7 protein-coding genes, 14 tRNA genes and 2 rRNA genes (1 of these 23 running past the window's edge) are annotated in these 10,941 nt (G+C 49.2%); 3 read left to right on the top strand and 20 right to left on the bottom strand.

What is annotated here, in order from left to right:
• Positions 1-275: 275 nt before the first annotated feature.
• The gene (gene katA, locus B212_RS0122835) at positions 276-1,733 is read left to right on the top strand and encodes a catalase KatA (RefSeq protein WP_019913466.1); all 1,458 of its coding nucleotides are present in this window, start codon (positions 276-278) and stop codon (positions 1,731-1,733) included.
• A 62-nt stretch (positions 1,734-1,795) separates the two neighbouring features.
• Here katA and B212_RS0122840 read toward each other — a convergent pair whose 3' ends face one another.
• The 4 genes from B212_RS0122840 to B212_RS0122855 all read right to left on the bottom strand — a co-directional run bounded on the left by B212_RS0122840 (position 1,796) and on the right by B212_RS0122855 (position 5,650).
• Positions 1,796-2,758 (bottom strand): helix-turn-helix transcriptional regulator, encoded by a 963-nt coding sequence (locus B212_RS0122840; protein ID WP_019913467.1) that lies wholly within the window; start codon positions 2,756-2,758, stop codon positions 1,796-1,798.
• A 166-nt stretch (positions 2,759-2,924) separates the two neighbouring features.
• Positions 2,925-3,710: a formate/nitrite transporter family protein gene (locus B212_RS0122845; protein WP_019913468.1), complete on the bottom strand. Its 786-nt coding sequence runs from the start codon at positions 3,708-3,710 to the stop codon at positions 2,925-2,927.
• A gap of 13 nt (positions 3,711-3,723) precedes the next feature.
• Complete coding sequence (locus B212_RS0122850; RefSeq protein WP_019913469.1) at positions 3,724-4,926, bottom strand: alpha/beta hydrolase family protein; 1,203 nt, start codon at positions 4,924-4,926, stop codon at positions 3,724-3,726.
• A 79-nt stretch (positions 4,927-5,005) separates the two neighbouring features.
• Positions 5,006-5,650, bottom strand: a complete 645-nt coding sequence (locus tag B212_RS0122855) for a TetR/AcrR family transcriptional regulator (RefSeq protein WP_019913470.1) — start codon at positions 5,648-5,650, stop codon at positions 5,006-5,008.
• 248 nt (positions 5,651-5,898) lie between these two features.
• Here B212_RS0122855 and B212_RS0122860 point away from each other — a divergent pair, with 248 nt between their 5' ends.
• Together B212_RS0122860 and B212_RS0122865 are read left to right on the top strand one after the other, a co-directional pair.
• Entirely contained in the window at positions 5,899-6,357 is a 459-nt protein-coding gene (locus B212_RS0122860) for a helix-turn-helix domain-containing protein (protein ID WP_019913472.1), read from the top strand.
• A gap of 14 nt (positions 6,358-6,371) precedes the next feature.
• Entirely contained in the window at positions 6,372-7,028 is a 657-nt protein-coding gene (locus B212_RS0122865; protein WP_232231580.1) for an IS630 family transposase, read from the top strand.
• Positions 7,029-7,616: 588 nt separating this feature from the next.
• Here the strand turns inward: B212_RS0122865 and B212_RS0122870 are convergent.
• The 16 genes from B212_RS0122870 to B212_RS35090 all read right to left on the bottom strand — a co-directional run.
• Positions 7,617-7,687, bottom strand: a tRNA-Gly gene (locus B212_RS0122870).
• A gap of 12 nt (positions 7,688-7,699) precedes the next feature.
• A tRNA-Pro gene (locus tag B212_RS0122875) sits at positions 7,700-7,773 on the bottom strand.
• Between the two features lie 149 nt (positions 7,774-7,922).
• Positions 7,923-7,999: transfer RNA gene (locus B212_RS0122880), tRNA-Arg, on the bottom strand.
• 10 nt (positions 8,000-8,009) lie between these two features.
• A tRNA-Gly gene (locus tag B212_RS0122885) sits at positions 8,010-8,084 on the bottom strand.
• Positions 8,085-8,091: 7 nt separating this feature from the next.
• A tRNA-Leu gene (locus B212_RS0122890) sits at positions 8,092-8,175 on the bottom strand.
• 16 nt (positions 8,176-8,191) lie between these two features.
• Positions 8,192-8,267: transfer RNA gene (locus B212_RS0122895), tRNA-Lys, on the bottom strand.
• Between the two features lie 69 nt (positions 8,268-8,336).
• Positions 8,337-8,411 (bottom strand) — tRNA-Gln (locus tag B212_RS0122900).
• Between the two features lie 135 nt (positions 8,412-8,546).
• Positions 8,547-8,624 (bottom strand) — tRNA-Asp (locus B212_RS0122905).
• 35 nt (positions 8,625-8,659) lie between these two features.
• Positions 8,660-8,733 (bottom strand) — tRNA-Met (locus tag B212_RS0122910).
• An 80-nt stretch (positions 8,734-8,813) separates the two neighbouring features.
• Positions 8,814-8,889, bottom strand: a tRNA-Val gene (locus B212_RS0122915).
• 117 nt (positions 8,890-9,006) lie between these two features.
• A tRNA-Glu gene (locus B212_RS0122920) sits at positions 9,007-9,081 on the bottom strand.
• Between the two features lie 15 nt (positions 9,082-9,096).
• Positions 9,097-9,189 (bottom strand) — tRNA-Ser (locus B212_RS0122925).
• A 7-nt stretch (positions 9,190-9,196) separates the two neighbouring features.
• Positions 9,197-9,272, bottom strand: a tRNA-Asn gene (locus B212_RS0122930).
• Positions 9,273-9,275: 3 nt separating this feature from the next.
• Positions 9,276-9,352: transfer RNA gene (locus B212_RS0122935), tRNA-Ile, on the bottom strand.
• Positions 9,353-9,416: 64 nt separating this feature from the next.
• Positions 9,417-9,533: ribosomal RNA gene (gene rrf, locus B212_RS0122940) — 5S ribosomal RNA — on the bottom strand.
• Positions 9,534-9,615: 82 nt separating this feature from the next.
• A 23S ribosomal RNA gene (locus tag B212_RS35090) occupies positions 9,616-10,941 on the bottom strand; it runs 1,668 nt beyond the window's last position.

The following is a 10,941-nucleotide window of genomic DNA, read 5'->3' on the forward strand; positions in this document are numbered from 1 at the left end:
CTACCCTGTTGCGTCCGCCTGTTTTAACGAGGTATAGTCCCTATTCCGCTAGATCCACCAGTACAGCCACCTCCCCGGCACCTGCCGCTTCACCGGCAGCGGTTCCCATACTCACCGTAATGCAGGAGTTCACTCAGAAATAATCGTGCTGCAAAGGCATCATCTCCAGCCTTATTTAAAATAATTAAAAATAAGATTGAAATTTTAAATATTTTTGATATTATAGTATTTATACTTATTCTAAAATCAAATCCTATTACGAGGTGATTGTTTTCATGAGCGAGAGCCATAACAAACTTACAACAAGCTGGGGTGCACCTGTCGGAGACAATCAGAATTCCATGACTGCCGGGTCCCGTGGACCGGTGCTGCTGCAGGATGTTCATCTGCTGGAGAAATTGGCACATTTTAACCGGGAACGTGTTCCCGAGCGTGTGGTCCATGCCAAAGGCGCAGGCGCGCATGGCTATTTCGAGGTTACACAGGATTTGTCCCAATATACCAAGGCAGCTTTCTTATCCGAAGTAGGCAAACGTACACCGATGTTCATCCGTTTCTCCACCGTTGCCGGGGAGCTTGGCTCAGCCGATACCGTCCGTGATCCGCGCGGTTTTGCCGTGAAATTCTACACAGAGGAAGGCAACTACGACCTGGTCGGCAACAATACACCAGTCTTTTTTATCCGCGATGCCATCAAATTTCCGGACTTTATCCATACCCAGAAACGCCATCCCCAGACCCATCTGAAAAATCCTAATGCCGTCTGGGATTTCTGGTCCCATTCCCCTGAATCGCTGCATCAGGTGACCATTCTGATGTCCGACCGCGGCATTCCGGCCACACTCCGCCATATGCACGGCTTCGGCAGCCACACCTTCAAATGGATGAATGCGGAAGGGTCGGCGGTTTGGGTGAAATACCACTTCAAAACAGAGCAGGGCATAAAAAATCTGGATGTAGAGCTTGCTGCAAAGCTGGCCGGAGACAACCCGGATTACCATACAGAGGATTTGTTCAATGCGATTGATCAGGGGGATTTCCCCGCTTGGCGGCTGTATGTCCAGATTATGCCCGCAGAGGATGCCGATACGTACCGTTTCGACCCCTTCGATGTTACCAAGGTATGGTCGCAAAAGGATTACCCTCTGATTGAGGCCGGCCGTATGGTCTTGAACCGTAATCCGGAGAATTATTTTGCAGAAGTGGAGCAGGCTACATTTTCTCCTGGCTCTTTTGTTCCTGGAATAGAAGCTTCCCCCGATAAAATGCTGCAGGGCCGTCTCTTCGCGTATGGCGATGCTCACCGCTACCGGGTAGGCGCGAACCACAATCATTTGCCGATCAACCGGCCGATTGCTGAAGTCAACAACAATCAGCGTGACGGCGCTATGCACCCCGGAGCCAACGGCGGCGATTCAGTCTATTACGAGCCGAACAGCTTCGGCGGAGCGACGGAGTCACCAGCACACAAGCCGGCAGCTTTTGAAGTGAACGGACAGGCAGACAGTGTGGCTTACGATCACAACGATCATTACACACAGCCTGGGGATCTATACCGCCTGCTAAGCGAAGAAGAGCGGACCCGTCTTGTCCGCAATATCGTAGGCGCTATGACTCCAGTAGATAAAGATGAGATCAAGCTCCGCCAAATCGGCCACTTCTACAAAGCTGACCCTGAATTTGGCCAGCGGATCGCTGACGGTCTGGGCCTGACAGTGCCTCAATCAGAGTAAGGCCGGTCCGTATTTGCACGAATAAGCCCCACCCGTTAAGGGCGGGGCTTATTCGTGCATCGCTATTTATTTTTCCTCTGATAAATACTCATCCACTGCTCCAGTTGCAGCTTCAGTCCGGTTCTGGCCGAAGCCGGCTCCAGGATTTCTGCATGCGATCCATATTGCAGAATCCATTTCATGAATTCCTTCTCATTGTTGAGCGTGACCTCGAACAGCAGGCTGCCATCCTGCTCATCGCTCATCCGGGGATGGACAAACAGCTCTTCTTCTTTAATATAACGTGCCACCGAAGGATGAAAACGCACCTTGAAGGTGATATTTTTATTCCCCCGGTCAATCGACCAGGTATTCTTCAGATACTTTTTTATATTGAAATTGCCTTTATCAAAGGTTACAGGCATTACCTCCACCTGTTGAAACCGGCTGATGCGGAACGTGCGGATCGCTTGTTTGAGCTGACAATAACCAATCAGATAAAAACGCTGATCACGCGGAATCAAGTAGTAGGGATCAATTTCCCGTTCCGTCAGCGTATTGCGCAGTTGGGAGTGATACACCGCCCGAATACGCCGCTGCTCCAGAATGGCTCCGATGATCGGCTGCAGAAAATTACGGCTTTCTTTGCGGTAAGCCGGTTTTCCCATCTGGATAATGTCGGCAATATTCTCGAGAATCCCGTTTTGCCGGGATTTCTCTTTCAGATGCGTACCCATGACCTTATCATAGGCTGTATGGAAGCCCGGAGGAATTTTATCCGGAGTTAGCACAGAAGGCAAAAGTGAGAAGGCCAGCGCCTCCTGCTCGGAGAAATCCAGAGGATACAAAAAAAACTTCCCCAAAAACCTATACCCTGTCCCCCTGCCCTCATTCGCAACAGGTGCAAAATGGCTAATAATCTCCAGATCCCTGTATACCGTTCTAATGTGCACATCACACCGGAACGCCAAATCCTTGGCCATAATTCCCGGAGTAGACTGGATTGCATTAATCATCTTGAAGATTCTAATTACTTTGTCAGTCATTATGTAAGCCCCTTAACTTCCAGTTATTTATACCTTGTACTCACCACTATTATCATATCAGTTCCTTTCGAAGCGCACCAAGAAACACAAGGAGTCTATCCTGCGGGGGAATACAGAAAAAGAATAGCCCTATGAATAAATTCACAGGACTATCCTAAGAAGCGCACTAGACCATCATTTCCGACTTTCTCTCTTTGCTGACAAACCAATAAGGCAAAGCCAGAAAAATGGAACCGCCGATGATATTTCCAACAGTAACCCATGCAAGGTTGTGGATAGCGCCGGTTAATGTAAGGGACTCCGCATGCGGCAGCATGAGCGATATCGCGAAGATCCCCATGTTGGCAATCGAGTGCTCAAAGCCCGGAGTGGCAAAGGCAAACACACACCAAAACAGCATGAACAGCTTAGCCATCTCTTCTTTCATCTTATAGCAGAGCCAGATGGCCAGACAGACTACAAAATTACATAACACAGCCCGTAAAAACAATTCGCCTGCCGGGATTGTCAGCTTGCTTTCCGCAACTTGTTCAATATAATGGTCTGCGAGACCCATAGGGGCCTTGCTCCTCACATATATAAATCCCAATACTATGGAACCGGTCAGGTTGCCGAGGTAAGAAGCCAGCAGCAGTTGCACTGCTTTCTTCAGGTCTATGGTTTTCTCCAGAAGGCCGACAGAAAGAACAAAACAATTCCCGGTAAAAAGCTCTCCACCTGCGAAGTACAGTAGACCGAGGGCGATTGGGAAGGTAAGCCCGACCGCAATCTTTCCATATAATTTCCCGTCCACATTAATGATTCCTGCAGTTGAGAAAGCAAGCGCGATGCCAATGATTATAAAGAAACCCGACATAACCGCCAGCAAAAAATATTTCACGATACTCTCATTCAGATAATCACTTTTTATTTTCGCAGAGAGTGCTACCTTGTTGATTTCTTCCTTATACATAATTCACCTGGTTTCAATAGTTGTCAAAAACTTCATCCATCCAGTCAAACATCACCTGATGGAACAGAGCGTGGTTTCCTTCCTGGCAGTGCTCCTCGGCGCCTTCGTCTTTGGTGAAGATCCGGATGGTCATCGGTGATTTGATCTCATCAATCAATGCCGATAGCTGATCCTCAGATACAAAATGGTCGGTCTCCCCCATTGTCAGCAGCACAGGGCATTTGATTTTCCCCGCAATTCCTTTCAAGGTCGCTTTCTTCATTTCCTCAAACAATTCGTAGCGGTGCTGTAAGCCAAACACCCACTTTCCGTTATTTAACATCCAGCGCAGATTGGAGTTGCCCTTTTCCGCCACAGCCAGCAGTTGTTCTCTCTGTTCCTCCGGTAATTGGAGCAATTGCTCCAACTGCGGATTTTGGTTCAAGGTAGAATCAAAGGTATCGTAGAAAACGTTAAAGGCGATGCAGGCTTTAATGCGGTCGTCAAACGCTGCTGCCCTTGGTGCAAAATAGCCGCCTAAGCTCATCCCAAGCAGTGCAATTTTGTCCATTCTAATTTCACTTCTTGTTTCCATATAATCAATAGCGGCACCTACCGGAACTTCAGCATCGTGACGCATATACAGGTTCTGATTGCGCAGTGCTTCCCCCTGTCCCGGCATTTCAAACACCAGACAATGGTATCCTCGCTTAATGGCCGGTGCTGCACCGCAGAAATACAGTTCTTGAAGCGTAGAATCATACCCCCCGATAAACAGAAGCGTTGGCCGAGCTGCCAATGCGTTTTTTGGATCGGCTGCCGCTCCGTAAAAATAGCCCTTCAAGTAAGTATCACCATAAGGGATCTTTACAATCTCATAGTGAGTATCCAAGAGATCCATCGCCTTTTCAAAGGTATCCACGCTCTTGTCGAAATTCTCCATTCTTCTTGGATCTGTGCCATCCAGAAAGAATTCACCGGTTCTGTAGTAGTTGTGCGCACGAAGGTAAGCTTCTCTTGCACTTACTTTATGGCGTTTGCTCAGACAATCCTCCGCTGTGCTTGCTGTTTTGTCCGCCATTTTGTTCCATTCCAGAAACCAGCTTTCGAAATCCCCTTCTGTAATTTTGGAGGCTGTTGCCAGGCACTCGCCAATTTCGGCACCCTGATAGCCCGCGTATGTCGCTGCTCTTAACAATTCAAAAGAGAATGCCTGATCGTTAAAATAGAATTTCATGATAACTCGCTCCTTCGCAGTTTTATTTTCACTGAACATTCAATGAACTAAATGAATTTAAAAAAACTGGAAACCGTTTTTAAGTTAATTTCCAGGTCAACAATGTATAGTCTACAACCTGTTTCAGATAGGTGTCCCAGTCTACAGCATACATTTTATATTGTTCAAAAAGTATATCCTGAACAAGATAAGAATAGATGGCGCTCCAGAACTGATTACCCATCATCCAAAAATCCATGGTGCGAATTTCGTTGCGATTAGCTCGCTGCTCTAGCATCTTCATCGTCTGACCCGTAAGAATCTTCATGTGTCTGCTGAAGCTTTTCATGTAAGTTTCGGGAAGAATATTCTTTTCCCTGAGCAGAATCATCAGAACATTCTTGTCCTTAGCGATATAAGTAAATAGAATTTTGCCAAGCGCAATGAGAATTTCCCGGATCGGTGCATTTTTGTCTAAAGCAGCAATATCTTCTTCAATCTGCAGATACCGCTCTTCCAGAAACTCCTGCATAATCGTATCGAGGATCTGTTTCTTGCCCTCCGGAAAATAATGATAAATCAGCCCGTCGGCCATCCCAATATGTTTGGTAATTCCACGGGTTGTGGTTGCATGGTAGCCATGCAAGGCAAATAACTCTTTGGCCGATTCCAGAAGCTGCCCCCGCCGTTCAATGGCTTGCAGATCACGGCTGGTCAGCTTGGAGAATACGTCTCCTTTTCCCATTCTTTTAGTTCACCGCCTGTTCAATGAAATTATAGTTCAATTCCGTCTTCTAAGCAATCTATTTCTTGCAAATCGGCCTTTCAAGCAACCTGACCCGCCGCTATCCTACGGTAGGATTCCCTAGAAGGCTTAAGGTCATCCCTTTTTCTCGCATGACTGCTCACCGCGCTTCATCCAACTAGTACCTTGACCGCATAGCATTTTAGACTTACCCTCTTAATATAGAAGTATACGGGAGGGTTAAACCAATGTACAAAAAATATAAGATAGAATTGAGTCTAAAAGAACGGGAGCAGATTAATCAATGTATTCATGACAAGAAGACATCCAAAGGCATCCGCAATCGCTGCCTCATTTTGTTATTGGCTGATGAGAGTCAGGGGCAGATTCCAAAACAGATTGAAATTGCCCAGCGTGTTGGTGTCAGCGATGTTACCGTCTATCATACAATAAAAGACTATTGTACGTATGGGCTGGAATCGACACTTCACTATCGGCAACGTCCCAATCCCGGCCGTCCGGCTGCGATTACCGGAGAAGAGGAAGCTCGGATCATTGCACTGGCGTGCTCTGAGCCACCAAACGGATATGCCCGTTGGACGGTTCGTCTTCTGACAAGTCGAGTGATTGAATTAGGCATTCTGGAGTCCGTTGGACGGGAAACCATACGCCAAACGTTAAAAAAACGAAACTTAAGCCTCATTTAAAAAAGCAATGGTGTATACCCGCAAAAGCCAATGCTGAATTTGTCGCCCGCATGGAAGACGTGCTTGAAACCTACGCCCTCCCGTATGATCCCGAGATCCCGCTCATTTGTATGGATGAGCAGCCTGTGCAACTGCTTGATCACACCCGCCCGCCGGAGAAGATGAAACCAGGGAAGGTGCGCAAGGAAGACTATGAATACGAGCGTAAAGGTAGTTGCACCCTGTTTTTATTCACAGAACCATTGGCCGGTTGGCGCCATGTTTGTGCGAGCCAAAGACGGACCAAATCGGATTGGGCAGAACAGATCCGCGAATTGCTCGAAGTCCACTATCCAAAGGCGAAGCGCATTCGCCTTGTCATGGATAATTTGAATACGCATACCCTCTCATCGCTGTATGAAACCTTTTCTCCTGACGTAGCGCTCTCGTTAGCAAAGCGTTTGGAGATTCACTACACACCGAAGCATGGAAGCTGGCTAAACATTGCTGAAATTGAACTGAGCGCAATGACGATACAATGTCTGCACCGCCGAATTAGCTCAATGGAACAATTACAGCAAGAAGTAACGGCTTGGCAAGTCAAGCGCAATCAGGATCAAAAATCGGTCCAGTGGCATTTCACAACCGAGGATGCCAGAGGCAAATTAAAACATTTGTATCCTAAAATCTAAAACGGTCAAGGTACTAGTCCAGCATCAGAGCTAAATCTGTGGGTGCGGTCATACACACAGGGTTGGTGAAGAGAACCCGCAGCAGCGAAGTCGGCTCCTTACGGACCTGAGAGCCGTTATTTTCAAGCAAACGCCACTTATTGCGGCTTAACGGACCGACCGGCGCTTATGGTCTCCCAAAGGAACGTTTAGGAGCGGAATATTCGATCATAAGGCCTGTGGTGTCCGTAACTTACCCAAGCCGTGACTCTCACCCGAAATAAGCGCACCACAGTCCGTAACGCCCCAGCCAAACGCCAATTTAGGAACGAACCTCGTCTGGGAACGGGTACACCTGAGGGAGGATCGCTCCACGCCTTCCGTCCTTCGGGCATCCCACGCCCCTACTCCACCATTGTAAATCTGACGCGCTACTAGCCTTGCCACGGACTAGTTAAGGGAGTTACCTCTTCGGAAGGATTCCTCCGTCTACATTGATTCACTTCATCGTCTTTCCCTCGAATCCATTCCTCTTGCCCGTCAACAAAATACACTGTCAAGTACACAAAAGAACCCTTGCGCCGCAAGGGTTCTTTAAGCTAAGACTTAAGCGGGTGATGGGAATCGAACCCACGCTATCAGCTTGGAAGGCTGAAGTTCTACCATTGAACTACACCCGCACAGGTGTAAAATCGGGATGACACGATTTGAACATGCGACCCCCTGGTCCCAAACCAGGTGCTCTACCAAGCTGAGCTACATCCCGTTATTTTAGATAGTGTAAAAATGGCGCGCCCTGAGAGATACGGTCGCTAACGCGTCCGATTGCGGAGTAATGCTATCGAAGCTTAAGCTCCAACGAACTCATCGTTCGAATTTGTCTACAGGTCACTTAGATCAATCAAGAAGTAATAATGGCGCGCCCTGAGAGATTCGAACTCCCGACCTTTTGATTCGTAGTCAAACGCTCTATCCAGCTGAGCTAAGGGCGCAAAATTTATATGGAGCGGACGACGGGAATCGAACCCGCGACCCTCGCCTTGGCAAGGCGATGCTCTACCGCTGAGCCACGTCCGCAAAAACATGGTGCGCGTGAAGGGACTTGAACCCCCACGTCGTGAAACGCCAGATCCTAAGTCTGGTGCGTCTGCCATTCCGCCACACGCGCACACTTCATAATAAAATGGTGAGCCATGAAGGACTCGAACCTTCGACACCCTGATTAAAAGTCAGGTGCTCTACCAACTGAGCTAATGGCTCTCACATAAGGTCTTCTCCGAGCGTGCCCGGACTCACCTTCACAGCTTGACTTCACAATATAGTGTGAAGTGGCTGGGGATATAGGAATCGAACCTATGAATGACGGAGTCAAAGTCCGTTGCCTTACCGCTTGGCTAATCCCCAACAAATGTAATTAGTCGAATGGCGGAACCGGGTGGGATACTCTTCACTTCGCTACGAGATTGCGCCGCAATTTCTAACGAAGCTTATGCTCCAACGAACCCTTTTATGGATTCTCATCCCTGAAACAAATATTGATGGCGGAACCGACGGGATTCGAACCCGCGATCTCCTGCGTGACAGGCAGGCATGTTAGGCCAACTACACCACGGTTCCAAGATAAGTACTTCTGGGATCACTTTGGGAATATATTGCGGGGGCAGGATTTGAACCTGCGGCCTTCGGGTTATGAGCCCGACGAGCTACCGGGCTGCTCCACCCCGCGTCAGTAATAATGTTTCCCTTGGAGGCCCCGGAAAGTACCCGGATTCCTCTGTGAGGCATCGCTTCACTTGGGGAATGTTATGGTGGAGGCTGAGGGGTTCGAACCCCCGACCCTCTGCTTGTAAGGCAGATGCTCTCCCAGCTGAGCTAAGCCTCCATAATATGACCCGTATGGGATACTCTCCACTCCGTTACGAGATTGCGAAGTATTCCTTACGAAGTTTATGCTCCAACGAACCCTTGGAATTCTCATCCCTAAAAATCGAAGAAGATGTGGTGACCCGTATGGGATTCGAACCCATGTTACCTCCGTGAAAGGGAGGTGTCTTAACCCCTTGACCAACGGGCCTTGCTGTAAAAATAATGGCGGAGAGAGAGGGATTCGAACCCTCGAGACGCTTGTGGCGCCTACACGATTTCCAATCGTGCTCCTTCGGCCAAACTCGGACACCTCTCCATATGGATGGCTCCCCGAACAGGACTCGAACCTGTGACAACTCGATTAACAGTCGAGTGCTCTACCAACTGAGCTATCAGGGAAAATGGTGGGCCTTAGTGGACTCGAACCACTGACCTCACCCTTATCAGAGGTGCGCTCTAACCAGCTGAGCTAAAGGCCCATTTACATATGCCTATTCAACTAATAAGGGCAAAAAAAATACCACAGGGTGTGTGGAAATTTTCGCTTGGCGGCGTCCTACTCTCCCAGGACCCTTCGGTCCAAGTACCATCGGCGCTGGAGGGCTTAACGGTCGTGTTCGGGATGGGTACGCGTGGAACCCCTCCGCTATCGCCACCAAACGGGCACTTGCGGTGCAAATGCTTGATTCAGGAACTTCATTCCTGAAAACTGAATCCGAAACGAAACCTGCGTTTTAGTTCTTTGGATAAGCCCTCGACCGATTAGTATTGGTCAGCTCCACACGTTACCGTGCTTCCACCTCCAACCTATCTACCTCGTCGTCTTCAAGGGGTCTTACATACTGGGAAATCTCATCTTGAGGGGGGCTTCACGCTTAGATGCTTTCAGCGCTTATCCCGTCCGTACGTAGCTACCCAGCCATGCTCCTGGCGGAACAACTGGTGCACCAGCGGTACGTCCATCCCGGTCCTCTCGTACTAAGGACAGCTCCTCTCAAATTTCCTACGCCCACGACAGATAGGGACCGAACTGTCTCACGACGTTCTGAACCCAGCTCGCGTACCGCTTTAATGGGCGAACAGCCCAACCCTTGGGACCTACTTCAGCCCCAGGATGCGATGAGCCGACATCGAGGTGCCAAACCTCCCCGTCGATGTGGACTCTTGGGGGAGATAAGCCTGTTATCCCCAGGGTAGCTTTTATCCGTTGAGCGATGGCCCTTCCATGCGGTACCACCGGATCACTAAGTCCGACTTTCGTCCCTGCTCGACTTGTAGGTCTCGCAGTCAAGCTCCCTTTTGCCTTTGCACTCTGCGAATGATTTCCAACCATTCTGAGGGAACCTTTGAACGCCTCCGTTACTCTTTAGGAGGCGACCGCCCCAGTCAAACTGCCCGCCTGACACGGTCCCCGTACCCGCTTAGGGTACCAGGTTAGAACCTAGATACGATCAGGGTGGTATCCCAACGGCGCCTCCAGCGAAGCTTGCGCTCCACCTTCACCGGCTCCCACCTATCCTGTACAGATCGTACCCAAATTCAATATCAAGCTGCAGTAAAGCTCCATGGGGTCTTTCCGTCTTGTCGCGGGTAACCTGCATCTTCACAGGTATTAAAATTTCACCGGATCTCTCGTTGAGACAGCGCCCAAGTCGTTACGCCATTCGTGCGGGTCAGAATTTACCTGACAAGGAATTTCGCTACCTTAGGACCGTTATAGTTACGGCCGCCGTTTACTGGGGCTTCGGTTCATAGCTTCGGGTTACCCCTAACCACTCCCCTTAACCTTCCAGCACCGGGCAGGCGTCAGCCCGTATACTTCGCCTTGCGGCTTCGCACAGACCTGTGTTTTTGCTAAACAGTCGCTTGGGCCTTTTCACTGCGGCCCCCTCGGGCTATTCACCCTACCGAGGCACCCCTTCTCCCGAAGTTACGGGGTCATTTTGCCGAGTTCCTTAACGAGAGTTCTTCCGCGCGCCTTAGAATTCTCTTCTCGCCTACCTGTGTCGGTTTGCGGTACGGGCACCTTCTCCTGACTAGAGGCTTTTCTTGGCAGTGTGAGATCATG

It is taken from the genome of Paenibacillus sp. HW567 (genome assembly GCF_000374185.1).
Lineage (GTDB): Bacteria > Bacillota > Bacilli > Paenibacillales > Paenibacillaceae > Paenibacillus_AQ.

Coding starts and splice junctions, on each gene's coding strand:
- B212_RS0122840 (WP_019913467.1), bottom strand. CDS start 2,758: ATGACTGACAAAGTAATTAGAATCTTCAAGATGATTAATGCAATCCAG.
- B212_RS0122850 (WP_019913469.1), bottom strand. CDS start 4,926: ATGAAATTCTATTTTAACGATCAGGCATTCTCTTTTGAATTGTTAAGA.
- katA (WP_019913466.1), top strand. CDS start 276: ATGAGCGAGAGCCATAACAAACTTACAACAAGCTGGGGTGCACCTGTC.
- B212_RS0122860 (WP_019913472.1), top strand. CDS start 5,899: ATGTACAAAAAATATAAGATAGAATTGAGTCTAAAAGAACGGGAGCAG.
- B212_RS0122845 (WP_019913468.1), bottom strand. CDS start 3,710: ATGTATAAGGAAGAAATCAACAAGGTAGCACTCTCTGCGAAAATAAAA.
- B212_RS0122855 (WP_019913470.1), bottom strand. CDS start 5,650: ATGGGAAAAGGAGACGTATTCTCCAAGCTGACCAGCCGTGATCTGCAA.